The sequence below is a fragment of the Curtobacterium sp. MCBD17_013 genome (assembly GCF_003234565.1).
Classification (GTDB): domain Bacteria; phylum Actinomycetota; class Actinomycetes; order Actinomycetales; family Microbacteriaceae; genus Curtobacterium.
The window spans coordinates 1-23,637 of the sequence record NZ_QKTU01000017.1 but is presented as its reverse complement, the minus strand read 5'-3'; the positions used below and the strand labels follow the sequence as shown (position 1 = coordinate 23,637).

Here is a 23,637-nt window from a genome sequence, read left to right as displayed (position 1 = left end):
GGACAGCGGGGACCGCCGTCGGGGGGGGGGGGTCAGAGAGAGGAGAGGACGCGGATCCGGTCGGCGAGCGCACGGCCGGACACGTCGGCATCGGGCGCGATCGAGTCGAATTCGTGCGGAACGCCGGGGCGCAGGTGCAGCTCCACCGAAACACCGGCGCGGCTCAGGGCGGTCGCGTAGGCGGTGTCCTCGTCGCGGAAGACGTCGAGTTGACCGACTTCGATGTAGGCGGGCGGCAGCCCTGCATGGTCGTCGAGACGTGCGGGCGCAGCGGTCGCCGGGACATCCGGGCCGCCGGCACGGTCACCGAGCAGCGCGGGCCAGGCGGTGCGGCTGTCGTCGTACGACCAGATCAGGAACGGTTCGATGTGTGGATCCGGGGTGGTCGTCCGGTCGTCGAGCATCGGCATCAGCAGGATCTGCTGTGCGATGGCCGGCCCGCGCCGGTCGCGGCTGAGGATCGACACCGCAGCCGCCAATCCACCGCCGGCGCTGTCACCCATGACGCCGATCCGGTCGACGTCCACGCCGAGCTCGTCCGCGTGGGTGTGCAACCAGGTGAGCGCTGCGTAGCCGTCCTCCAGGGGGGTCGGGTAGGGGTGCTCGGGGGCGCGTCGGTACTCGACGGACAGCATCGACACCCCGCTGAGCGACGCGTACCGGGCGACGGGGCCGTCGAACTGCTCGATGTGCCCGAAGATGTAGCCCCCACCGTGGAAGAAGATCGCGGCGGGACCGGGCTCGGCACCCTCCTTCACGTACCAGCGCGCGGTGATGGTCGCGCCGTCCGCCGTCGGGATCGTCCGTTCGGTCACGGTGACGTCGGGCGAGGCCGGGACCGCGTCGCTGGCGGCTGCCAGGATCGGTTCCCACATCATCCGCCGTCCCTCGACGTCTCCGACGGCGGGCAGGGTCGTCGACGCCATCGCTTGCCCCATCGGAGCCATTGCGATTGCGACTTCGGGATCCAACTCGAGTGCCATGAGCGCGCTCCTGATGCTTTGCGAATCGTTTGCTTCGGATTCGAAGCAATACCAGAACCGTAACACTGCTTCGAAGCTGAAGCAAGTGGGATCACGGCATGGAGAACGCGCCCCCTCGCATCGATCCGGCGCACCTCGACGCGTACTTCGCGCTGATCGAGGTGAGCAGCCTGCTGCGACACTCGGTCGAGCAGCAGCTGCGCGACGCCGGGAAGCTCAGCTCCGTCCAGTTCCAACTGCTGGTGACGCTGGGCGACCGATCATCGGGCAGTGCTCGCATGACGGATCTGGCAGACGGCGTGGTCTCCAGCCGCAGTGGCCTCACCTACCAGGCGCTCGGTGCCGTGTTGGGGAAGGTGCGCGCACGTGCGCAAGAACCCGCCGCGATCCGCCAGCGCTCGCGGCACCCGCCCCGGTTCCTCTCGGACCGCGACAGCCGGGTGAGCGGATCGGCGACGCTGACAGGGCCGTCCGAACGACTGTCGGCATGCCCGGGAACTCGGAGCCCCTCAGAACTCCTCGTGCGTCCGGGGGTCCTGCCCGCTGACCCGGCCGTCGGGGCGTGCGAGCCCGGACAGCGCAGCGACCTCGTCCTCGCTCAGCTGGATCGCGAAGACGTCGAGGTTCTCCGCCTGCCATGACGGGTCGGCCGCCCGGGGGAGCGGGATCACGCCGAGCGTGACCGACCAGGCGAGGACGATCTGCGCGGGGGAGACCGCGTGCGCTCCGGCGATGCGCCGTACCACCGGGTGCTCGAGCAGGTCGGTACCGCGGCCGAGCGGAGACCAACCCTCGGTGAGGATCCCACGCTGGGCGTTCTCGGCCTGCAGGTCGAGCTGCGGGAAGTACGGATGCACCTCGATCTGGTTGACGGCCGGCGCCACCCCCGTCTCGTCGATCAGGCGGTCGAGGTGGTCCGGCAGGAAGTTGGACACGCCGATCATCCGGGTGAGCCCGCGCTCCCGCGCCTCGACGAGGGCGCGCCAGGCTTCCGTGTAGAGCCCGACCCGCGGGTTCGGCCAGTGGATGAGCACGAGGTCGAGGTGGTCGAGGCCGCTGCGGAACAGGCTCTCCTCGACGTACTGCAGCGCGAGGTCGGCGCTGTGGGCACGCCCCGGCAGCTTCGTCGAGAAGACGACGTCATCGCGGGGCACCGGAGCGGTGCGGAGCGCGCGGCCGACCGTGCCCTCGTTGTCGTAGATGAACGCAGTGTCGAGCAGGCGGTAACCCAGCCCGAGTGCGGAGGTGACGGCTGCGACGCCGTCGCTGCCCCGGGCCTCCAGGCTGCCGAGCCCGATCGCGGGGAACGCGAGACCGTCGGCGGTCCGGCGCTGCGGTGCCACCGCGGCCGGTTCCGGTCGGAACGCACGCTGCTCGTCGTCCTGCATGCCGCGCTCCTGCCCCTCGACTGCGCGACGCGGTGTCGCCGCTTCGATCATCCCACCGCGTCGCGCGCTGCTCCGCGCCTGGACGCGACGGATGCGCTGGACGCGACGGATGCGCCGGACGCGGTGGCGGTGGCGGCCGTGGCCGATGCGACCATGGGTGCCGTGACAGCGCGCGCTCCCCTCGGGTTCGTCGTCGGCCTCGCCGCGATCGTCACGGGCGGGCTCGCCGTCGCGGAGGCCCTCACCTGGTTCGCATCGCGCGACCTGACCGCGGACGGTCCGGACGACGGCGCCGAACTCGTGGTGGTGCTCGGGTACCGGTCGAGTCCCCGCGGACGGACGAACGTGGTGCAGCGCTGGCGGACCGGGATCGCGCTCCGCAGTGTCTCCGACCACGGACGCCTCGTGTTCACAGGCGGCCCGACGCGGGGCGTGCGGTCGGAGGCCTCCGTGATGGCGGAGGACGCCGTGCGCCGGGGCTTCCCCGCCGATCGGGTGGTGCTCGAGGAGGAGTCGCGGACGACGTGGGAGAACGTCCGGAACACGGTGGACCTGCTGCGGACCGCGGACACGATCCGGTTCGCCTCGAACACGTTCCACGCGCGGCGAGCGCGCCGCTACCTGATCCGGCAGGCGCCCGAGCTCGCCGGTCGTCTGCGCCCGGCTCGTGACTTCGTCTGGGGGGAACGTCCGGTGCTCACGACGTTCCTGCTCGTGTACGAGCTGGTCAGGACCCGCCTGCGACCGTCTTGACGGCGTGTCCGAACCTGAACGCATCTGCGAGTTCACTCAGGTCCAGGTGCCCCCCGAACGCGTGACGTACCCCGAAACGGCGCGGCGAGCTCCACAGGTCGCGTCACTCCGGGCTTCTGAACCTGGAGAAACGCCGTGCATCGGGGGGACGAAAAACCGTTACCGTTCCATCCGCTCACGACCTTTCAGGGAGGGGACGAGCCCATGGAGATCAGGAACTCGAAGCAGGACACCAGCCACGGCTTCCAGCGGCGCGCATCAGGGCGCGCCGCGGAACCCGGGAGTCGCGTACGGACGCGCGGGATCGTGTCGGCCCTCACCACGGCCGTCATCGCATCGATCGCGCTGACCGGATGCGCGACGAACACCAGTGCGCCGACGCCGGCCAGTGGCGCCGGCCGATCGGTGACATCCCACACCGCACCCGGCGCGATCCGGACCGGAACGGCCTCCACGGGCACCGTCCGGGCGGCCATCGACGTCGCGCGTTCCACGACGGCGGGCACGCCCTCGCCGAACGTGGTCACGACGGCCGCAGTGTCGACTGCCGAGCACGGCAAGGGCGTCTCGCCCGGCGGCGTGTACGAGAGCACCATCAACCGCATGTCCGCGAGCGGAGCGCTGTCGGTGTTCACCGACATGCGGTCCGTGGGCGTGCAGTGGGTGCGGCTCGACTACAACTACGCCGGGTCGGTCAGCGCCCACGGCGGCGCCAGCGACCAGACCATCCAGCAGGCTCGCAAGGCCGGACTCGACGTCACCGTGGTCCTCGGGGACGGCACGACGACCATGCCCGAGTCGGCCGGGTTCACGGCGAAGAACGGCTGGCTGACGTCGTCGGTCAAGCGTCTGGCGTCGATGGGCGTGCACCACTTCGAGGTCGGCAACGAGGTCAACCTCGGCGCCCAGTGGGGTGGGAAGGCGAACCCGACCGCGTACGTGGGGCTCCTCAAGACCGTCCACCCGATCATCCACGCGGCCGATCCGAGCGCCGTGGTGCTCATGGCGGGCATGGCGCCCTACGGCAAGCAGGCACCCGGGAGCGTCGCCCAGGGGAACAACTACAACCCCATCGACTTCATCCGGCAGCTGTACAAGCAGGGCGGACACGGGTCCTTCGACGCCGTGAACCTGCACCCGTACACGTACCCGGCGATGCCGACGGCCGCGGACGGCGGCTACAACATGCTGTCCGTCCTGCCGGACCTGCTGGCACTCATGAAGCAGCAACAGGACGCCAGCATGCGGATCTGGTGGACCGAGAGCGGGATGCCCACCGGCCCGGACGGCGGGTACCCGACGTACACGGTCGCGCAGCAGCAGCAGACGATCACGGGACTGTTCCAGGTCGCCGCGAAGTACCCGCAGGTCGGCCCGGTCTTCCTCTACGACTGGCAGGACGGTGGGGTGGACGGCGACTTCGGGCTGTACACGTCGTCGCACCAGAAGAAGGCGTCCTACGCGACCTTCGCCGCGGCCACCGCGAAGTAGCGGCACCAGCGCTGCGGCACCGGGCCCGCACCGCACTGCACCACACCCGGGGGAGCGCCACGATCGCGTTCCCCCGGGTGGGAGCATGAGCAGATGACCGCCACGCTCGTCGCCAAGGACCTCGCCGGTGGGCACGCCGCTCGCACCCTCTTCGACTCGCTCGACCTGACCGTCGCGCCCGGTGACGTCATCGGCGTCGTCGGCGTGAACGGGGCCGGCAAGTCGACGCTGCTCCGCCTGCTCGCCGGGGTCGACGAACCCCTGGCGGGGTCGGTCGCGCTGTCGCCGAAGGACGCGTTCGTCGGCTGGCTGCCGCAGGAGCACGAGCGCGTCGAGGGCGAGACGATCGGCGGGTACCTCGCGCGACGCACCGGATGTGCGGCGGCGACCGCGGCGATGGACGACGCAGCCGCGGCGCTCGCCGAGCCCACCGCCGGTGACGTTGCTGGTGACGACTACGCGGTCGCGCTCGAACGGTGGCTCGCCTCCGGTGCGGCGGACCTCGACGAGCGCATCCCGGTCGTCCTCGCGGATCTCGGACTCGACGTCGACTCGGGCTACGGCTCGCTCACGGTCGACTCGGCGATGACGTCGCTGTCCGGAGGCCAGGCGGCACGGGTGGGCCTCGCGGCGCTCCTGCTGTCGCGGTTCGACGTGGTGCTGCTCGACGAGCCGACGAACGACCTCGACCTCGACGGCCTGGCCCGGCTCGAGGAGTTCGTCCGGGGCCTGCGCGGCGGTGTGGTCCTGGTGAGCCACGACCGGGAGTTCCTGGCGCGCTCGGTCACGGCCGTGCTCGAGCTCGACCTGGCCCAGTCGTCGCATCGGCTGTTCGGCGGCGGGTACGACGCGTACCTCGAGGAGCGCGCGCTCGCCCGGCAGCACAAGCGGGACGCCTACGAGGAGTACGCGGCGACGAAGGCGGACCTCGTCGCCCGCGCGCGCACGCAGCGCGAGTGGACGAGCCAGGGCGTGCGGAACGCCATGCGGAAGAGCCCCGACAACGACAAGCTCCGCCGGAAGGCGTCGGCGGAGTCGAGCGAGAAGCAGGGGCAGAAGGTCCGCCAGATGGAGTCACGGATCGCCCGGCTCGACGAGGTCGAGGAGCCCCGCAAGGAGTGGCAGCTCGAGTTCACCATCGGCGCGGCCCCGCGGTCGTCGTCGGTGGTCGCGACGCTGTCCGAGGCGACGTACGTGCAGGGCGACTTCACGCTCGGTCCGGTCTCGCTCCAGGTGGCCGCGCGCGACCGCATCGGGATCACGGGTCCGAACGGCGCAGGCAAGTCCACGCTGTTGCGGGCACTCCTCGGCGGGCAGGAGCCGACCTCCGGCACGGCGTCCACCGGGTCGAACGTGGCCGTCGGTGAGATCGACCAGGCGCGCAGGCGGTTCACGGGCGCCACGGCGCTCGCCGAGGTGTTCGAGGGGCTCGTGCCCGAGATGTCCACCGCCGAGGTGCGGACCCTCCTGGCCAAGTTCGGGTTGAAGGCCGACCACGTCGGTCGCGCCGCGGGGGAGTTGTCGCCGGGTGAGCGGACGCGCGCCGGTCTGGCGCTCCTCCAGGCCCGCGGGGTGAACGTGCTCGTGCTCGACGAGCCGACGAACCACCTGGACCTCCCCGCGATCGAACAGCTCGAGCAGGCACTCGACGCCTACGACGGCACGCTGCTCCTGGTGACGCACGACCGCCGCATGCTCGAGACCGTGCGACTCGACCGCCGTTGGCACGTCGAGGAGGGCCGGGTCACGGAAGTCTGACCAGCGGGCGTACCGACGGGGACCGGTCGGGCTACCCTCGGCGCCGAGGAGGGCTCGATGACGACCCATCACGATCGAGACCGACGGTGCGGGGTGCGCCTGCGCACGCTGGTCGTGCCCGTCGCCGTGCTGCTGCTCGCCGGGTGCACGGCCGGGAGGCCCTCCGTCGCGCCGACGACACCGCCTCCGTCCGCCGGAGCGCCTGCTGGTACCGCGTCGACGAGATCGGACGGACCGTCCGCCCCGTCCGGACCGTCGACGGGGACGGGACCGTCCCGAGCCGCCGCGTCCGACTCGTGGCCGAGCTACCACGGCACCGCGACGCTGACGGGTGCGGTCCCCGCCGGGGCGCCTCTCGACCACGCGACGCGGAGGTGGTCGGTCGACCTCGGCGGCACCGTGCAGGGGCAGCCCGTCGCTGCGGACGGACGCATCGTCGCCGCCACCGAGCGGAACCGGGTCGTCGCCCTCGACCCCACGACCGGGCACGTGCTGTGGTCTCGGACGCTCGGCACACCGCTCACGCACGTCGCCGCCGTGGCGGGCTGTGGCGACATCGACCCACTCGGCATCACGAGCACGCCCGCGATCGACCCGGCGACGCGCATCGTGTACGTGGTCGCCGAGGTCGACGCCGGCCGGGGCGTCGTGCACCACGTGCTCTCGGGGCTCGACCTGGCCACGGGGCGGACGGTGCGGACCGAGGACGTCGACCCGCCCCTCCCGGCCGGCGAATCGCCGGTGCACCTGCTCCAGCGGGTGTCCCTGGCCGTGGCGAACGGCCGCGTCTACGCCGGCTACGGCGGCAACGCGGGGGACTGCGGGCACTACCACGGCTGGGTCGTCGGGGTGCGCGAGAGCGGCGCGCCGGACCCGGTGTCGTTCGAGGTCGCCCCGGACGGCGAGGGCGGAGCGGTCTGGGAGTCGGGCGGCGGCATCGCGGTCGGTGCCGACGGGCACCTGTTCGTCACGACGGGCAACGCGAACCCCGATCCGCCGCAGGGCGGCCCCGATCCCGAGCGGTACACCGAGAGCGTCGTGGAGCTGTCCCCGGACCTCCGGCCGCTCGCCGCGTTCAAGGACCGCGTCGCGGGCGGCGACGAGGACCTGTCGACGAGCAACCCCGTGCTGCTCCCGGGCGGGCTCGTGTTCGCCGTCGGGAAGACGGACACCGCGTTCGTGCTGCGGCAGGGAGACCTGTCGCAGGTGACCGCGATCCGCCACGTGTGCGGCAGCGACCCGGACGGCGCACCCGCGTTCGACCGCCGCACGGACCGCGTCTTCGTCCCCTGCCGAGGCGGCGGGATCCAGCGGGTCGACCTCGCGACGCGGACGCTCGGACCCCGACTGGCGGGTGCGAACAGCGGACCGACGCTGATCGGCAGGCACCTCTGGGCCGTCGAGTACCCGACGGGGACCGTCTCGGAGTGGGACCCGCGGTCCGGGCGCCGACTGCAGACCCTCCACACGGGGACGGCGTTGCCGACGTTCGCGACGCCGACGTCGGTGGACGGCCTCCTGCTCGTGCCCACGGTCCATGGTGTGACGGCGTTCGCCGGGCGGTCCTCGTAGCACGCGGCGTCCCGGAGCGCTCTACGCCGCGGCGAACGTCCCCGGCGTCGTCCCGAGCACGCGACGGAACTGCCGCGTCATGTGGGGTTGGTCCGCGAACCCGGCCTCGGCGGCGGCGTCGACCGGGCGGCGTCCCGCGAGCAGGAGTCGGCGCGCCAGGTCGACCCGCCGCGCCGACACGTACTGGTGCGGTGCGATCCGGAACGCCGCCGAGAACACGCGGGCGAGGTGTGCCGGGTGGACGTGCAGCGCGGCGGCCGCGTCGGCGATGGTGAGCTGCTCGGTCAGGTGCTCGTCGAGCATCGCGCGGAAGCGTCGGGCGAGGACCGGGTCGTCGCGGTCCGTGGCGTCCGCGCCGAATGCGTCGCGGAGCCGGGCGCCGAGGCGCAGGACGCCGAACTCGACGGCCAGGGCAGCCGTCGTCGGCGCGGCCTGCGCGAGCGCGGCGTGGATGCTGGCCACGCCCGCCGCGAGCGTCCCGTCCGTGAACGCCGGGTGGTGGACCGCGCCGCCGATCGTCCCCGCCGGCAGCCACTCCGGTTCGAGGTACAGCACCCGCTTGCGGTAGCGCTCGCCGCCGGTGGCGGTGCGCCCGGTGTGCGGGACGCCCGGCGGCAGGACCGTGAGCGTCCCGGGCATCACGTGGTGCCGTCGGCCGTCGAGTTCGTAGACGACGGCACCGTCGTCGACCGTCAGGAGGGTCCAGCTGTCGTGCGTGTGCGCCGGGTACGCGTGCTCGAGGTGCTCCGCGTGCAGCACCTCGCGCACCAGGGGCACGGCGGGCCGCCACGCGCGCACGGACTCGACCATGCAAGGAACGTACAAGACGACCGGGTGTGCCCGGCGCGATCGTGGGGACATGGCACCGCTCGACGACACCACCACCGAACCCGTCCGCTTCGACACGAAGGTCGTCGTGGTGCTCCACGACGACCTGCTGCCCTGGCAGGAGCTCAACGTCACCGCGTTCCTGACGAGCGGCATCGCCACGAGTGAGCCGGACCTCGTCGGGGAGCCCTACGCGGACGCGGACGGCAACCGGTACCTCCCGATGCTCCGGCAGCCGGTGATGGTGATGTCGGCCGGCCCCGAGGTCCTCGCCGCCGCGCGGACCCGGGCGCTCACCCGCGGCGTCCCGCTCGCCCTGTACACGCGCGACCTGTTCGCGACGGGGCACGACGCCGCCAACCGCGCAGCCGTCGCCGCCGTGGCGGCCGACGACCTCGATCTGGTCGGCATCGCCGTGCGCGGGCCCCGGAACGCGGTGGACAAGATCACGAAGGGTGCGCGCATGCACGCCTGACGCGCGCTCCGCGGTGTCCACGCACCCCCGAGCAGCGGCGAGCACCATGGAGGTCGTGCACCGGCTGGTCCTCGGCCGGGCAGACAGGAGACAGCATGGAAACCCGCACACTCGGCGACCTGCAGGTCGGTGCGATCGGCCTCGGCACGATGGGCATGAGCGCCTTCTACACGGGCGCCGGCACGGACGACGCGGAGTCGGTCCGCACGATCCACCGGGCGATCGACCTCGGCGTCTCGTTCTTCGACACGGCGGAGGCGTACGGGCCGTACACGAACGAGGAACTCCTCGCCCGCGCGCTCGGCGACCGTCGCGACGACGTCGTCATCGCGACGAAGTTCGGCCTGATCCGTCACGTCGAGGGCGAGACGACCCCGAGCACGGAGCGGCACATCACCTCGGACCCCCGGTCGGTCCGCATCGCGCTCGAGGGGTCGCTGCGCCGGCTCGGCACGGACCACGTCGACCTCTACTACCAGCACCGTGTCGACCCGGAGGTCCCGATCGAGGACGTCATCGGGCAGCTCGCCGGCTTCGTGCAGGAGGGCAAGATCCGTCACATCGGCATGTCCGAGGCGAGCGCCGCCACCATCCGCCGTGCGCACGCCGTCCACCCGATCACCGCGCTCCAGAGCGAGTACTCGCTGTGGACGCGGGACCCCGAGGGCGAGGTGCTCGACACCCTGCGGGAGCTCGGCATCGGGCTCGTGCCGTACTCGCCGCTGGGCCGGGGGTTCCTGACCGGCGCGATCACGAAGCCGTCCGACCTCGACTCGAGCGACTTCCGCCTGGCGAACCCCCGGTTCCAGGAGGAGGCGTTCGCGGCGAACATGCGCATCGTCGACGAGGTGCGCACGGTCGCGGACGAGGTCGGCGGCACACCCGCGCAGGTCGCGCTCGCGTGGCTGTTGGCGCAGGGCGAGGACCTCGTGCCCATCCCGGGCACGAAGCGTGTCTCGCGGCTCGAGGAGAACCTCGGCGCGGCGGACCTCACGCTGAGCGGCGAGCAGGTCGCGCGGCTCTCCGCACTGCCGGCACCCACCGGCGACCGCTACCCGGACATGGCCCCCATCGGGCGCTGACCGGACGGGCGCTGACCGGACCGGCGCTGACCGACGGGCGCTGACCGGACCGGCGCTGACCGACGGGCGCTGACCGGACGGGCGCTGACCCGATCGTGCGCTGACCCGATCAGGCGCTGACCGAGTGCGTCGTCGCCCCGCGGGGCGAGCCGCGACGGACGGGAGGGACGGTGCCGGACCGCCCCGTCCCTCCCCAGCGTCCCCTGTCGCCCGGTCGTCCCCACCTGCCGTCGGGGGGAGCGGCAGGGGAATAGATTTGGACCCGGCCCGCCGCGCAGCGCCGCGTGATCCGCGAGCCGTGCACCGTTCCCTGTTCAGGAGGACCCCTTGACCGAATCCGCTCCCGTCGATCCCACCTCGACCGAGGCCTGGCGCGCCCTGGCCGGCATCGCCGACGGCTTCACGCCGGACCTGCGTGGGTGGTTCGACGCCGACCCGGACCGGGCCGACCGGTACACCTTCCAGGCCGCCGACCTCACCGTCGACCTGTCGAAGGGCCTCGTGACCGAGGAGATCCTCGGCCACCTGCTGCAGCTCGCGCAGGACGTCGACGTCCCCGGCCGCTACCAGGCGATGATCCGCGGCGAGCACATCAACGTCACCGAGGACCGCGCCGTGCTCCACACCGCGCTGCGTCGTCCGGCCGCCGGTTCCGACCTGGTCCCGCCGGCGGGCTTCGAGGTCGACGGGCAGGACGTCGACGCCGACGTGCAGGCCACGCTCGACAAGGTGTACGGGTTCGCCGAGCAGGTGCGGTCAGGGGCGTGGAAGGGCGTCACCGGCAAGCGCATCGAGACCGTCGTCAACATCGGCATCGGCGGGTCGGACCTCGGCCCCGTCATGGTCTACGAGGCGCTCAAGCCATACGTGCAGCAGGGGCTCGAGGCCCGCTTCGTCTCGAACATCGACCCCGCCGACATCTACGAGAAGACCGCGGACCTCGACCCGGAGACGACGCTGTTCATCGTCGCGTCGAAGACCTTCGGCACGCTCGAGACCCTGACGAACGCCCGGCTGGCCCGCCAGTGGCTGTGGGAGCGGCTCGGTGCCGCCGGTGCGATCGAGGACACCGACGAGTCCCGCAAGGACGCCGTCGCCAAGCACTTCGTCGCCGTCTCGACCGCGCTCGACAAGGTCGCCGCGTTCGGCATCGACCCGGAGAACGCGTTCGGGTTCTGGGACTGGGTGGGCGGCCGCTACTCGGTCGACTCGGCCATCGGCACGTCGGTCGTCATCGCGATCGGGCCGGACAACTGGCGCGACTTCCTCGCCGGGTTCCACGCCGTCGACGAGCACATGCGCACCGCGCCGCTCGAGCAGAACGTCCCCGTGCTCATGGGCCTGCTCAACGTCTGGTACTCGAACTTCCTCGGTGCCCAGAGCCACGCGGTCCTGCCGTACACGCAGTACCTGCACCGTTTCGCCGCCTACCTGCAGCAGCTCACGATGGAGTCGAACGGCAAGCGGGTCCGCTGGGACGGCTCCCCGGTCACGACCGACACCGGCGAGGTCTTCTGGGGCGAGCCGGGCACGAACGGCCAGCACGCCTTCTACCAGCTCATCCACCAGGGCACCCGGCTGATCCCGGCGGACTTCATCGCCGTCGCGAACCCGGCGCACCCGCTGCAGGACGAGACCGGTGACGGTGGCGCCGTGCAGCCCGGACAGGACGTCCACGCGCTGTTCATGGCGAACTTCTTCGCGCAGACCAAGGCGCTCGCGTTCGGCAAGACGGCGGACGAGGTCCGCGCCGAGGGCACGAAGGAGTCCGTCGTGCCGGCCCGCGAGTTCCCGGGCAACCGACCGACCGCGTCGATCCTCGCACCGGCACTCACGCCGAGCGTCGTCGGCCAGCTCATCGCGCTGTACGAGCACATCGTGTTCACCGAGGGCACGATCTGGGGCATCGACTCGTTCGACCAGTGGGGTGTCGAGCTCGGCAAGCAGCTCGCGCTGCAGATCGCTCCCGCGGTCGACGGCGACACCGAGGCGCTCGCGTCGCAGGACGCCTCGACGAAGGCGCTCATCGCGAAGTACCTCGAGCTGCGCGGCTGACGCGTGTGCCGGGCGCGCAGATGCGCACCCGGACGACGAGGGCGCGGTCCGACGACCGCGCCCTCGTCGTCTGTCCGCGCCCGTTCGGGTGGTTCCGCAACCCAGGGGAACGGTCGGGAGGGACAGGACGGGCCGGTGCCGTGCCTCCCGGCCGCCGGTCGGTGCGGTCAGGCAGCCGGGACGGTCAGGGCGATCCGCTGCGCGTCCGGTCCGAGCGTGAAGGGCGTCGTCGTGCCGGCGAGCCGTGCCGCGTAGTCGCCGCGGAAGCCGCTCACACGGACCTCACCGCGTCCGTCGGTGACGAGTTCGGTCGGTCCGAGCCACCACGCGTCGCGGACGAGGCGGCGCAGCGCGTCGTAGGAGGGCTTGGGGGAGCCGTCCGCCCGGACGAGTCCGATCGGCGCGCCGAGCCACGCGCCCGCGTCGGTGATGCCCCAGTACGTGATGGCCTCGACGGCCTCGTGCCCCACGAGGCTCCGGTAGTGCCGGTCGATCTCGTCGGCCTGCCGCGCCTCGCCCTCGGGCGTCGACGGCCATGACGGCACCTGGTGGTCGTTGAGGTCCGCGATCTCCGCGGGCATGAGTTCGCCGGACACGAGCGAGGACTCGGTCATGTGGATCGGGAGGCCGAACCGCGCGAACCGGTCGACCGTCGCGAGCATCGTGTCCTCGCCCCAGTAGCCCTGGTGCATGTGCGTCTGCAGACCGAGGGCGTCGAGCGTGATCCCCGCGTCGAGGACCTCCTCGACGAGGTGTTCGTAGTCGCTCGACAGGTCGAAGTCGTTGAGCAGGAGCCGGGCCTCCGGGTTCGTCGCACGGGCCTCCTCGAACGCCATCCGGATCATCGGCACGCGGCCCCGGGCGCGGGCGAGGGGTGTGATGGCGTTGTCGCCGTTGTCGAACACGGGCATGATGACGACCTCGTTGATCGCGTCCCAGGTGTCGACGAGCCCGGCGAAGTCGGCGACCTCACGCCGGATGCGCGCACGCTGCAGTCGCTCCACCTCGTCGAGCGGCAGGCCGAGCAGCCAGTCCGGCTGCACGGTGTGCCAGACGAGCGGATGGCCCTTGAGCGCGATCCCACGGTCGCGGAACCACCGCGCCGCGGCCCGGAGGCGTGTGGTGTCGGGCGCGCCCCGCTCCGGTTCGAACCGCCCCCAGTAGAAGGGGAGGGTCGCCGTGTTGAACACCTCGGCGTACCGCTCCGCGAGCGCCTCGGTCCCGACGTCGTCGGGCTCGCCGTTCGCGAGGCCGATGAAGTCGAAGCCGATGTTGCCGAACACGAAGGCGTGACGGGTCTGCTCGACAGTGATCGGGACGGCGGGCTGCGGGGTGCCGGCGGCGTCGACGACGGCGAGGACGACCTCGCCGAGCCGTGCGGCCGGGCCGGGCGGGGGGAGGGTCTCGTGCATGTCGGGCGCCTTCCGGACAGCGTCGTCAGGTTTGTTGTGGGCGAGAACATAACACGGACGGCGTGCGACGGCGTCCGGTCGCGCCGGATCCCGCGCGCCGCGGCGTCCGGCCGCGCCGGATCCCGCGCGCCGCTCCGTCCGGCCGCGCCGGTTCCCGCGCGCGGAGGTGGGGCCGGTCGCGGCGAACCTGAGTGCCGATTCAGGGTCTCGGCGCGGCCAGCACGCTGTTCGCACCCGCTTCCGGGATGATCCTGGGACGGCACCGAACTCCGAGGGGGACGAATGGCGCGCGAACGTGCGGCAGTGAGCGGCGGCATCGCACGGCACGGACGGCTCCGCCGCTCGAGCCGGGTCGCCGCCGTCCTCCGGATCCTCGCCGCCGTCGTCGCGGTCGCGGTCGTGAGTTCCGGTTCCGTCGCGGCGATCGCGACCTGGCAGGTCCTGCAGGGCGCCAAGCCCGCGGTGACGCTGGCGTTGCCGGGCGTGAGGCACGAGGCCGTCCCGACGCTCACCGCGCAGTCGGGTGAGGTCAACATGCTGCTCGTCGCCACCGACACCCGGACCGGGCAGGGCGCGGGGTTCACCGGCGCGGCGAACCAGGCCGCGAGTTCCGGGGTCGGGCACAACGACACGACGATCCTGGTCCACATCTCGCAGGACCACACGCACATGGCCGTCGTCAGCTTCCCCCGCGACCTCATGGTGCCCATCCCGGCGTGCACGAACGACGACGGCTCGGTCACACCGGCCTCCTCGAGGGCGATGCTCAACACGGCGCTCTCGCGCGGTGGGGAGCGCCACGGCCTCGCCTGCGTCGCGGGGACCATCAGCCAGCTGACCGGCGTTCCGATCTCCTACGCCGGCATGGTCACGTTCGACGGCGTCGTGCGGATGGCGGACGCGGTCGGCGGGGTCCAGGTCTGCCTCGCCACGCCGATCCACGACCACAACGTCTCCCCGGCGATCGACCTGCCCGCGGGTACCCGCTCGCTGTCGGGCGCCCAGGCCGCCGCGTTCCTCCGGTCGCGGGACGGCGTCGGCGACGGCAGCGACCTCGCGCGCATCAGCAACCAGCAGACGTTCATGTCCGCCCTCGCGCGCCAGGTCGTCTCGGCCGGGACGCTGACGAACCCCGCGAAGGTGCTCCGCCTGGCCGACACCGCGTTCCGCAGCATGACGCTCTCGGACACCCTGACGGATCCGCGGACCCTCGCGCGCCTCGCGCTGGCCGTCACGACGGTCGGCCTGTCGAACATGGTGTTCGTGCAGTACCCCGTGGTCGACGACCCCGAGGACCCGAACCGGGTCGACGTCGCGACGGACCCGGCGGGGATCCTGAACGCCGCGCTCCGTCATGACGACCCGATCGCGCTCTCGGCCGGCAGCCTCGGTCGCTCGGCCGTGGTCGACCCGAACCCGCCGAAGGCGGCCGCCCCGACCGCTCCGCCGTCGCACGCTGCGGGAGGCCCGTCCAAGCTGGCAACGGCGCCCTCGTCGGGCGCGTCCACCCCGAGCGCGCCGGCCACGACGGCGCAGCTCCCCGGGTCCGTGTCGGGGCAGAGCGCCGCCACGGTGACCTGCGCGGCCGGGCGGGACTGACCTCCCGCCCGCCTCAGCGCGTGGGGGCCGGTCCGGTGCTCGCGCGGACCACGAGCGTCGCGGGCAGCTGGACGTGCTGCGGGACGTCCTGTCCGCGGAGCAGGTTGAGGAGCATGTGCACGGCCTCGGCGCCGAGGTCGTGCAGCGGCTGTGCGACGGTCGTCAGCGGCGGGGTGGCGTTCGCGGCGAGGGGGACGTCGTCGAAGCCGACGACCGACAGGTCCTCGGGCACGCGGAGACCGAGCTCGTGCGCGACCTCGAGCACCCCGAGCGCCGAGATGTCGTTCGCCGCGAACACCGCGGTGGGACGGTCCGGACGGGTGAGGAGCGCACGGGCGACCTCGGCGGAGAGTGCGGTCTGGTACCCGCCGACGCGCACGAGCTCCGGGTCGAACGGGATGCCGGCCGCGGCGAGGGACTCCCGGTAGCCGGTCTCGCGGAGCTCGGCGGACGCCAGGTCCTCGCGGCCGCGGATGTGCGCGATGCGCCGGTGTCCGAGGCCGATGAGGTGCTCGGTCGCTGCCCGCGCACCGCCGACGTTGTCCGAGTCGATCGCCGCGTGGCCCTCGGGACCGGTGTGCGGGTCGATCGACACGACCGGCACCGACGTCGACGACATGAGCGTCGTGGGCGTGACGACGATCGCGCCGTCGATGAGGGTCCCGGCGAGCCGCGACAGCGACCGGCGCTCCCAGCCCGGCCGGGTCTCGCCCGACACGAGTCCGGCGTACGCGAGGAGCTCGTACCCCGTGCCGGTCGCCGCGGACGAGATGCCCTTGAGCAGCTCGGTGGAGAACGGCTCGAACTCGGTGACGAGGATGCCGATCACGTCGGTGCGGCTCCGACGGAGGCTCCGGGCGACGAGGGAGCTCTCGTAGCCGAGGGACTCGATCACCTCGAGCACGCGCTTCGACGTCGCGGGTGCCACCCCGTCGCGCCCGTTGATGACCTTCGAGACCGTCGGCACGGACACCCCGGCCGCGCGCGCGACGTCGCTGATGGTGGCGCGCCCGGGCGGGGGAGCGGACTCTGCGACGGTCTCCACGTGCTCACCGTACCGCCCGGATCGTGCGACACGAGTCGTCGCCGCGCCCACCGAAATCGTTATCGATATCGATTGACAACCCGAGCCACGCCTGCCACGCTCTCGTCTGCGGCACTCGAAGCCGCATGTCAACGACGACTACCGAGGGGTTTCCACAATGACGAGGAAGATCAAGCTCGCGACGGCCATCGCGCTGGCCGCGGGCACCGCACTGCTCGCCACGGGCTGTTCGAGCGGCGGTTCGGACAACGCGTCGGGGAACGGCAAGGTCACCATGACCTTCTGGCACAACTCGACCACCGGCCCGGGCAAGGCGTTCTGGGCGGACACCGTCAAGGACTTCGAGGCCGCCCACCCGAACGTCACCATCAAGGTCCAGGCGATCCAGAACGAGGACCTCGACGGCAAGCTCCAGACGGCCCTCAACTCCGGCGACGCCCCCGACATCTTCCTGCAGCGGGGCGGCGGCAAGATGAAGGCCATGGTCGACGCTGGCCAGGTCATGGACATCTCCGGCTCGATCGACAAGGCCTCGAAGGCCGCGATCAACAAGGGCACGTTCGCCGGCTACGAGCAGGGCGGCAAGACCTACGCCATGCCGATCGACGTCCTGCCCGAGGGCATCTGGTACAGCCAGGACCTGTTCAAGGCCGCCGGGATCACGAGCACCCCGAAGACCATGACCGAACTGAACGCGGACATCGCCAAGCTCAAGAAGTCGGGCGTCGCACCGGTCGCCGTCGGTGCCAAGGACGCCTGGCCCGCCGCGCACTGGTACTACAACTTCGCGCTCCGGGAGTGCAGCCAGGCCACGCTGAACAAGACCGCGTCCAACCTGAAGTTCGACAGCAGCTGCTGGACGAAGGCCGGCCAGGACGTCAAGGCGTTCAACGACACGAAGCCGTTCAACAACGGATTCCTCACCACGGCGGCGCAGCAGGGCGCCGGCAGCTCCGCCGGTCTCGTCGCGAACCACAAGGCGGCCATGGAGCTCATGGGCTCCTGGGACCCGGGCGTGATCTCCTCGCTCACCCCGAACGCCAAGCCGCTGCCCGACCTCGGGTTCTTCCCGTTCCCGTCGATCTCCGGCGGCTCGGGCAAGGCCGGCGCGATGATGGGTGGCCTCGACGGCTACTCGTGCTCCGCTAAGGCGCCGAAGGTGCCCTGCACCCAGTTCCTCAACTACATCGTGACGAAGTCGAGGCAGGAGGCGTACTACAAGGCGTTCGACACCATCCCGGTGAACGAGAACGCGCAGTCCGTCGTCACCGAGCCGTACCTCAAGGACGTCCTCGCCGCGTACCAGAAGGCGCCGTACGTCTCGCAGTACCTCGACACCCTCTACGGCCAGAACGTCGGCAACGCGCTGAACACGAGCGTCGTCGACCTGCTCGCCGGCAAGGGCAGCCCGGCGGACATCGTCAAGACGACCAGCCAGGCCGCGGCCAAGGGCTGATCCCGTGTCCGCGAACACCTCCATCGCTGCGGGTCGGGTCACCGACCCGCAGCGCCCCCCGGGTGCACCGGAGGCGGGGCGGGGCGCACCACGTGCCTCCAGCCCCGCCGGCCGGCGCGGTACCCGGGCGCCGGCCGACTGGCGCAAGCGCGCCGAGATCGCCGTGCTCGCCGGACCGGCGGTCGTCGTCTTCGTCGGGTTCGTGATCCTCCCGGTCGTGCTCGCCGCCTACTACGGGTTCTTCCGCTGGGCGGGCTACGGCACCCCGACCGACTTCGTCGGACTGCACAACTACGTCGTCATCTTCACCGACAGCGCGTTCCAGTCCGTCCTGCTCCACAACGCGTTCATCGTGGTGCTGTCCCTGGTCCTCCAGGGTCCGCTGGCGATCTTCCTGGCGCTGCTCCTCAACCAGAAGATCCGCGGTCGGACGCTCGTCCGGGTGCTCGTGTTCGTGCCGTACGTGATCTCCGAGGTCATCGTCGGCACCGGCTGGAGCCTCATGCTCCAGTCGAACGGGGCGGTGAACGACCTCCTGCAGGCCATCGGCCTCGGCGGCCTGCGCGCGGACTGGTTGTCGAACCCGTCGATCGCGATCTGGACCCTGCTCCTCATCATCTCGTGGAAGTACATCGGGTTCGCCGTGATCCTGTTCCTCGCCGGGCTGCAGAGCATCCCCGAGGAACTGTTCGAGGCCGCCGCCATCGACGGTGCCGGCTACTGGCAGATCCAGCGACGGATCACCCTGCCGCTGCTCGGACCGACCATCCGCATCTGGGCGTTCCTGTCGATCATCGGGTCGCTCCAGCTGTTCGACCTCGTCTACATCATCTGGGGTCAGTACATCGCCTCGACCGCCGGGACCTCGACGATGGCGACGTACATGGTCGGGAACGGCCGCAACTCCGGCAACTACGGCTACGGGAACGCGGTCGCCGTGGTGATCTTCCTGATCTCCCTCATCGTCGCGCTCCTCTACCAGCGCTTCGTCCTGCGCCGCGACACCGCGGGCGCACTCACCGAGAGGAACGGCTGATGGCGACCACCACCATCGACGGCCGGGAGGCCCGCTCGGGCCGGTCCCGCGGCGTCCGGTCCGGCATCCCCGGCCCCGGCAGCACCCGTCGGCGTCGGTCGGGCGCGGCGAACACCCACGTCAACCCGATCACCTACGTCGTCGCGATCGTCTTCATCGCGGCGAACCTCGCCCCGGTCCTTTACATCGTCCTGGGCGGCTTCCGGACGAACGCGCAGATCACGACGAGCCCCGCGGGCCTGCCGGACCCACTGCAGTTCGGGAACTACGCGAGCGTGCTCTCGAGCGGGGTGTTCTGGCAGGAACTCGGCAACTCCGCGATCACGGCGATCGCCACCACGGTCGGCGTCGTGGTGCTCGGACTCATGGTGAGCTTCGTGCTCGCGCGCTACCACTTCGCCGGACGCGGGGCGCTGTACGCGCTCTTCGCCGCGGGGCTGATGTTCCCGATCACGGTCGCGATCACACCGCTCTACCTGCTCGTCAAGGACCTCGGCCTGACGAACAACCTGGCCGGGGTGATCCTGCCGCAGATCGCGTTCGCGCTGCCGACGACCGTGATCATCCTCGTGCCGTTCCTCCGGGCGATCCCCGACGAACTCGAGGAAGCCGCGTCGATCGACGGTGCGAGCCGGCTCGGGTTCTTCTTCCGCATGATCGTGCCGTTGTCGCTGCCGGGTGTCGTCACCACCGGGATCCTCGCGTTCATCGCGAGCTGGAACAGCTACATCCTGCCGCTGTTCATCCTCAACAACGAGGGGCAGTACACGCTGCCGCTCGGTGTGCAGGCGTTCTCGTCCCAGTACTCCGTGGACACCGCGAAGGTGCTCGCGTTCACGACGATGTCGATGATCCCGGCGCTCGTGTTCTTCACGATCTTCCAGCGCCGCATCGTCGGCGGCCTGACCGGCGCGGTGAAGGGATGAGCGCCTCCCGGCGTGCGTCGCGCACCATCCCGACCACCGGTCGCCCCACTCCGACGAAAGCGAGGAACGCGTGACCACCGCGATCCCCACCACCACCACCACCACCGACGTCGACGACCACGCCGTCGTCGCCGCGGCGACGCCGCCCGCCATGCCCACCGTGTCCGACCGGGTCCGCGCCCTGCACGCGCGGATGACCCTCGAGGAGAAGGCGGCGCAGATCGTCGGCTACTGGCTCGACCAGAACGGCGTCGTCGCGCCGATGCAGGGCGAGATGGCCGCGGGGCAGGACGCCTCGGCTCCGCTGGCGGAGGTCACCCGCGACGGCATCGGCCACTTCACCCGCGTCTACGGCACGCGACCGGTCGACGCCGAGGAACGCGCGGCGTGGCTCTGGGGCGAGCAGCGCCGCCTCAAGCGCGAGACCCGGCTCGGGATCCCCGCGCTCGTGCACGAGGAGTGCCTGACCGGGCTCGCTGCATGGCGCGCCGCGACGTTCCCCACGCCACTCGCCTGGGGCGCCGCGTTCGACCCGGAGCTCGTCGAACAGGTCGGTCGCGCCATCGGGGACTCCATGCGCGAACTCGGCGTGCACCAGGGGCTCGCGCCCGTGCTCGACGTCGTCCGTGACCCCCGCTGGGGCCGCGTCGACGAGTGCATCGCTGAGGACCCGTACCTGGTCGGGACCGTCGGTACCGCGTACGTGCGGGGGCTGCAGGACGCCGGCGTGCACGCCACGCTCAAGCACTTCCTCGGCTACTCCGCATCGCGCGCCGGGCGGAACCACGCCCCCGTGCACGCCGGGCCGCGCGAGGTCGCCGACGTGTTCCTGCCCCCGTTTGAGATGGCGGTCCTCGACGGTGGCGTCCGATCCGTCATGAACTCCTACGCCGAGATCGACGGCGTGCCCATGGCCGCGAACGGCGACTACCTGACCGGGGTGCTCCGCGAGCGCCTCGGGTTCGACGGCGTCGTCGTGGCGGACTACTTCGCCGTCGCGTTCCTCGAGGTCATGCACGGCGTCGCGGCCGACCGGGGTGAGGCGGCCGCGCTCGCGCTCGAGGCCGGCATCGACGTCGAGCTGCCCACCGGTGACGCCTACCTGCAGCCGCTCGTCGACCGCGTCCGCTCGGGCGAGTTCGACGAGGCGTACGTCGACCGTGCGGTGCTCCGCGTGCTCGCGCAGAAGGAGTCGCTCGGCCTGCTCGACGACGACGCGTACGAGGACGAGCCGCCGACGGCGATCGACCTGGACTCGCCGCGCCACCAGGCGCTCGCCCGGCGGCTCGCCGAGGAGTCGATCGTGCTCCTCCACAACGACGGCGTGCTGCCGATCGGGAGGTCCGGGGCCGACTCCGGCGCCGATCGTCCGGCACCCGCCCGGGTCGCCGTGATCGGTCCGAACGCGGATCGGGCCGAGGCCCTGCAGGGGTGCTACTCGTTCGCGAACCACGTGCTCGCCGGTCACCCCGACCTGCCACTCGGGTTCACGATCCCGACGGTGCTCGAGGCACTGCCCGGCGCGTTCGCCGCGGCGGGCCTCGGTGCCACCGAGATCGTGCACGCCGTCGGCTGCGCGGTCGAGGGCGACGACACGACTGGATTCGCGGAGGCCGTCGACGCGGCGGCCGCCGCCGAGCTCGCGGTCGTCGTCGTCGGCGACCAGGCCGGACTGTTCGGCCGGGGCACCGTGGGCGAGGGCAACGACTCCGAGTCGCTCGAACTGCCCGGCGTGCAGCGGCAGCTCGTGGAGGCCGTGCTCGCCACCGGCACGCCGGTCGTCGTGGTCCTGCTCACCGGTCGGCCGTACGCGATCGGCTGGGCGCTCGACGGCACGGGCCCGAAGCCGGGCGCGGTGCTGCAGGCGTTCTTCCCCGGTGAGGGCGGCGGGCTCGCGATCGCCGACGTGATCACCGGTCGGGTCGCACCGTCCGGGCGTCTGCCCGTGTCGCTGCCCCGGTCCGCGGGGGCGCAGCCGTACTCGTACCTGCACCCGGTGCTCGGCGGGCCGTCGGACGTCACCGCGACGGACTCGACGCCGCTCCGGCCCTTCGGGTTCGGGCTCGGGTACACCACGGTCGCGTACTCGGACCTCGTCGTCGACCGGACCGTCGGCGCCGGGGACACGTTCACGGCCGCCGTGACCGTGACGAACACCGGTACGACCGCGAGCGGCCACGTGGTGCAGCTGTACGGCCACGACGTCCAGGGTTCCGTGACCCGTCCGGTGGTGCAGCTGCTCGGCTACGCGCGGGTCGACCTCGAGGCGGGGGAGTCCGTCCGCGTCGCCTTCGACGTGCCGACCACTCGGTTCGCCTTCAGCGACCGCCGCATGGTCCGGGTCGTCGAGCCGGGCGACGTCGAGGTCTGGGTCGGCGATCACGCGGCGGCGTCGGCGGCCCCCGTCGACACCGAGGAGACCACGGGCGGCGTCATCGTGAACGAGAAGCAGGCCGTGGCGCAGGACCTCCCGGGTTCCGCGACGCCGCGCGCGACGCTCACGATCGCGGGGCCGGTGCACGAGGTCACGACGGCGGACGAGCGGCTCGTCGCCTGGCGGGTCGTGTCGGGCGTCTGACGCGCGGTGCCCGCCGGGCGGCAGCCGGGCCTCCGCCCCGGTTCCGCGAGATCGCAGAAGATGCCGCTTCCAAGCCATGGGGAGCGGCATCTTCTGCGATCTCGGTGGGGGGGAGGTGGGCCTGGGGGTCAGGCGCCGCCCATCATGAGGCCCTCGATGTCGTGCTTCTGCACGATGGGCGTGAGCTCGTCGACCACCGGGCAGACGAGGTGGTCGCGGACCCGCTGGGGGAGCGACTCGTGGAACGCATGCGTGACGGCCATGTCGTGGTGCTCGGCGTTCCCCGCACCGGGTGCGTCGATGCCGAGCACGAGCACCGGACGCGGCTGCGACGAGAAGTTCTGCGTCCCCCGGTGGACCGTGAGCGCGGACCGGGCCGCGATGTCACCCATGTTCGGGTACTTGCGGACGGCACGCTCGGCGTAGCGCGGCGCGAAGGACGCCGGCGGGAACATCTCGTGGTCGAACTCCGGCGAGAGGTCCCACTGCGTGCCGAGGGCGATCTCGAACGGACCCATCTCGTCGACCGTGTCCACCGCCGTGAGGTTGAAGGCGAGGGACGTCAGCCGCCGGTCCTCACGCGTCGCCTCGGGCATCCGGAAGTCGCGGTGCCACGGCTGGTTCTTCGCACCCGGGAACGGGATGTCGAAGCCGAGCTCGACGATCTGGTACTCCGGCCCGAGGACCGCCTCGCTGAGCGCGCGCACCCACGGGTGGTCGACGATGTCGACCCAGCCGCGGAGCTGCTCGGGGTGGATCTCGACGTAGTAGCGGCGCGGACCGCGGCCCATCGTGCCGCCCTTCCGCGCGAGGGCCTGGTGGAACGCGACGTACACGTCCTCGGCCATGTCGGTCGCCCACTCGCGGGAGAAGGCGCCCTTCTTGCCGATCGTGCCGTCGGTGTAGAGCGCGCGCACGGCCTCCGCGATCTCGGGCGAGGCGCCCTCGGGAACGGGGATCCGGTCGGGGCCCCCGAGGCTGATGTCCTCGAGGTCGGTGCTGGTGTCGGTCATCGTCGTCCTTCCGCCGTCGCCCTCGCCGTCGAGGGCACGTCAGCAGTATCGTCCTCCGACCCTGCCGGGCTCCTCCGGTCATCCGCGAGATCGCACTTGTTGCCGCTCTGGACCGCGCCAGAACGGCAACAAGTGCGATCTCGCGGATGACCGGAGGAGCCCGGCAGGGTCGGAGGACGATACTGCT

General features: G+C 71.7%; 19 protein-coding genes. 12 read left to right on the top strand and 7 right to left on the bottom strand.

Features of this window, described 5'->3' with window-relative positions; translation table 11 throughout:
• Positions 1–32: 32 nt before the first annotated feature.
• Together DEI81_RS13995 and DEI81_RS13985 are read right to left on the bottom strand one after the other, a co-directional pair.
• Positions 33–926: an alpha/beta hydrolase gene (locus tag DEI81_RS13995; protein ID WP_220035695.1), complete on the bottom strand. Its 894-nt coding sequence runs from the start codon at positions 924–926 to the stop codon at positions 33–35.
• A 566-nt stretch (positions 927–1,492) separates the two neighbouring features.
• The gene (locus tag DEI81_RS13985) at positions 1,493–2,371 is read right to left on the bottom strand and encodes an aldo/keto reductase (RefSeq protein WP_111011373.1); all 879 of its coding nucleotides are present in this window, start codon (positions 2,369–2,371) and stop codon (positions 1,493–1,495) included.
• 162 nt (positions 2,372–2,533) lie between these two features.
• Between DEI81_RS13985 and DEI81_RS13980 the strand changes: the two genes are divergently transcribed.
• Positions 2,534–3,124, top strand: coding sequence for a YdcF family protein (locus tag DEI81_RS13980; protein ID WP_181435438.1), 591 nt, complete (start codon positions 2,534–2,536; stop codon positions 3,122–3,124).
• Between the two features lie 185 nt (positions 3,125–3,309).
• Here DEI81_RS13980 and DEI81_RS13975 read toward each other — a convergent pair whose 3' ends face one another.
• Entirely contained in the window at positions 3,310–3,630 is a 321-nt protein-coding gene (locus DEI81_RS13975; protein WP_146244110.1) for a hypothetical protein, read from the bottom strand.
• A 31-nt stretch (positions 3,631–3,661) separates the two neighbouring features.
• Here DEI81_RS13975 and DEI81_RS13970 point away from each other — a divergent pair, with 31 nt between their 5' ends.
• The 3 genes from DEI81_RS13970 to DEI81_RS13960 all read left to right on the top strand — a co-directional run bounded on the left by DEI81_RS13970 (position 3,662) and on the right by DEI81_RS13960 (position 7,945).
• A complete protein-coding gene (locus DEI81_RS13970) occupies positions 3,662–4,615 on the top strand; it encodes a hypothetical protein (protein WP_146244109.1) in 954 nt (317 codons plus the stop codon).
• A 93-nt stretch (positions 4,616–4,708) separates the two neighbouring features.
• Positions 4,709–6,373, top strand: coding sequence for an ABC-F family ATP-binding cassette domain-containing protein (locus DEI81_RS13965; protein WP_111011340.1), 1,665 nt, complete (start codon positions 4,709–4,711; stop codon positions 6,371–6,373).
• A 57-nt stretch (positions 6,374–6,430) separates the two neighbouring features.
• The gene (locus DEI81_RS13960; RefSeq protein ID WP_111011339.1) at positions 6,431–7,945 is read left to right on the top strand and encodes a PQQ-binding-like beta-propeller repeat protein; all 1,515 of its coding nucleotides are present in this window, start codon (positions 6,431–6,433) and stop codon (positions 7,943–7,945) included.
• Between the two features lie 21 nt (positions 7,946–7,966).
• Here the strand turns inward: DEI81_RS13960 and DEI81_RS13955 are convergent, their stop codons facing one another.
• Positions 7,967–8,755 carry an AraC family transcriptional regulator gene (locus DEI81_RS13955; RefSeq protein ID WP_111011338.1) on the bottom strand — a complete coding sequence of 263 codons (789 nt, stop codon included), beginning with the start codon at positions 8,753–8,755 and terminating at the stop codon, positions 7,967–7,969.
• A 49-nt stretch (positions 8,756–8,804) separates the two neighbouring features.
• Between DEI81_RS13955 and DEI81_RS13950 the strand changes: the two genes are divergently transcribed.
• From DEI81_RS13950 to pgi, 3 genes are all read left to right on the top strand, one after another.
• A complete protein-coding gene (locus tag DEI81_RS13950) occupies positions 8,805–9,248 on the top strand; it encodes a DUF2000 family protein (protein WP_220035694.1) in 444 nt (147 codons plus the stop codon).
• Between the two features lie 95 nt (positions 9,249–9,343).
• The gene (locus DEI81_RS13945; RefSeq protein WP_111011336.1) at positions 9,344–10,330 is read left to right on the top strand and encodes an aldo/keto reductase; all 987 of its coding nucleotides are present in this window, start codon (positions 9,344–9,346) and stop codon (positions 10,328–10,330) included.
• A gap of 327 nt (positions 10,331–10,657) precedes the next feature.
• Positions 10,658–12,385 carry a glucose-6-phosphate isomerase gene (gene pgi / locus DEI81_RS13940; protein WP_111011335.1) on the top strand — a complete coding sequence of 576 codons (1,728 nt, stop codon included), beginning with the start codon at positions 10,658–10,660 and terminating at the stop codon, positions 12,383–12,385.
• Positions 12,386–12,552: 167 nt separating this feature from the next.
• On the opposite strand, the gene DEI81_RS13935 is transcribed toward pgi, so the two are convergent.
• Entirely contained in the window at positions 12,553–13,797 is a 1,245-nt protein-coding gene (locus DEI81_RS13935) for an endo-1,4-beta-xylanase (protein WP_111011334.1), read from the bottom strand.
• A 282-nt stretch (positions 13,798–14,079) separates the two neighbouring features.
• On the opposite strand from DEI81_RS13935, the gene DEI81_RS13930 reads away from it, so the two are divergent.
• Positions 14,080–15,396: an LCP family protein gene (locus tag DEI81_RS13930; RefSeq protein ID WP_111011333.1), complete on the top strand. Its 1,317-nt coding sequence runs from the start codon at positions 14,080–14,082 to the stop codon at positions 15,394–15,396.
• A gap of 13 nt (positions 15,397–15,409) precedes the next feature.
• Here DEI81_RS13930 and DEI81_RS13925 read toward each other — a convergent pair whose 3' ends face one another.
• A complete protein-coding gene (locus DEI81_RS13925; RefSeq protein ID WP_258368749.1) occupies positions 15,410–16,441 on the bottom strand; it encodes a LacI family DNA-binding transcriptional regulator in 1,032 nt (343 codons plus the stop codon).
• A 157-nt stretch (positions 16,442–16,598) separates the two neighbouring features.
• On the opposite strand from DEI81_RS13925, the gene DEI81_RS13920 reads away from it, so the two are divergent.
• From DEI81_RS13920 to DEI81_RS13905, 4 genes are all read left to right on the top strand, one after another.
• Positions 16,599–17,897 (top strand): ABC transporter substrate-binding protein, encoded by a 1,299-nt coding sequence (locus DEI81_RS13920; protein WP_111011332.1) that lies wholly within the window; start codon positions 16,599–16,601, stop codon positions 17,895–17,897.
• Positions 17,898–17,901: 4 nt separating this feature from the next.
• Positions 17,902–18,933, top strand: a complete 1,032-nt coding sequence (locus tag DEI81_RS13915; RefSeq protein WP_258368748.1) for a carbohydrate ABC transporter permease — start codon at positions 17,902–17,904, stop codon at positions 18,931–18,933.
• Positions 18,933–19,859, top strand: coding sequence for a carbohydrate ABC transporter permease (locus DEI81_RS13910; RefSeq protein ID WP_258368746.1), 927 nt, complete (start codon positions 18,933–18,935; stop codon positions 19,857–19,859). The genes DEI81_RS13915 and DEI81_RS13910 overlap by 1 nt, the downstream gene beginning before the upstream one ends.
• 151 nt (positions 19,860–20,010) lie before the next feature.
• The gene (locus DEI81_RS13905; RefSeq protein ID WP_111011369.1) at positions 20,011–22,437 is read left to right on the top strand and encodes a beta-glucosidase; all 2,427 of its coding nucleotides are present in this window, start codon (positions 20,011–20,013) and stop codon (positions 22,435–22,437) included.
• Positions 22,438–22,565: 128 nt separating this feature from the next.
• Here the strand turns inward: DEI81_RS13905 and DEI81_RS13900 are convergent, their stop codons facing one another.
• Positions 22,566–23,450: a phytanoyl-CoA dioxygenase family protein gene (locus DEI81_RS13900; protein ID WP_111011331.1), complete on the bottom strand. Its 885-nt coding sequence runs from the start codon at positions 23,448–23,450 to the stop codon at positions 22,566–22,568.
• Positions 23,451–23,637 lie beyond the last annotated feature (187 nt).

Excerpts from the sequence above, each read along its gene's own strand:
- DEI81_RS13995 (WP_220035695.1), bottom strand. The coding sequence starts at position 926 with ATGGCGTCGACGACCCTGCCCGCCGTCGGAGACGTCGAGGGACGGCGG.
- DEI81_RS13985 (WP_111011373.1), bottom strand. The coding sequence starts at position 2,371 with ATGCAGGACGACGAGCAGCGTGCGTTCCGACCGGAACCGGCCGCGGTG.
- DEI81_RS13965 (WP_111011340.1), top strand. The coding sequence starts at position 4,709 with ATGACCGCCACGCTCGTCGCCAAGGACCTCGCCGGTGGGCACGCCGCT.
- DEI81_RS13960 (WP_111011339.1), top strand. The coding sequence starts at position 6,431 with ATGACGACCCATCACGATCGAGACCGACGGTGCGGGGTGCGCCTGCGC.
- DEI81_RS13955 (WP_111011338.1), bottom strand. The coding sequence starts at position 8,755 with ATGGTCGAGTCCGTGCGCGCGTGGCGGCCCGCCGTGCCCCTGGTGCGC.
- DEI81_RS13950 (WP_220035694.1), top strand. The coding sequence starts at position 8,805 with ATGGCACCGCTCGACGACACCACCACCGAACCCGTCCGCTTCGACACG.
- DEI81_RS13945 (WP_111011336.1), top strand. The coding sequence starts at position 9,344 with ATGGAAACCCGCACACTCGGCGACCTGCAGGTCGGTGCGATCGGCCTC.
- DEI81_RS13935 (WP_111011334.1), bottom strand. The coding sequence starts at position 13,797 with ATGCACGAGACCCTCCCCCCGCCCGGCCCGGCCGCACGGCTCGGCGAG.
- DEI81_RS13930 (WP_111011333.1), top strand. The coding sequence starts at position 14,080 with ATGGCGCGCGAACGTGCGGCAGTGAGCGGCGGCATCGCACGGCACGGA.
- DEI81_RS13920 (WP_111011332.1), top strand. The coding sequence starts at position 16,599 with ATGACGAGGAAGATCAAGCTCGCGACGGCCATCGCGCTGGCCGCGGGC.
- DEI81_RS13910 (WP_258368746.1), top strand. The coding sequence starts at position 18,933 with ATGGCGACCACCACCATCGACGGCCGGGAGGCCCGCTCGGGCCGGTCC.
- DEI81_RS13905 (WP_111011369.1), top strand. The coding sequence starts at position 20,011 with ATGCCCACCGTGTCCGACCGGGTCCGCGCCCTGCACGCGCGGATGACC.
- DEI81_RS13900 (WP_111011331.1), bottom strand. The coding sequence starts at position 23,450 with ATGACCGACACCAGCACCGACCTCGAGGACATCAGCCTCGGGGGCCCC.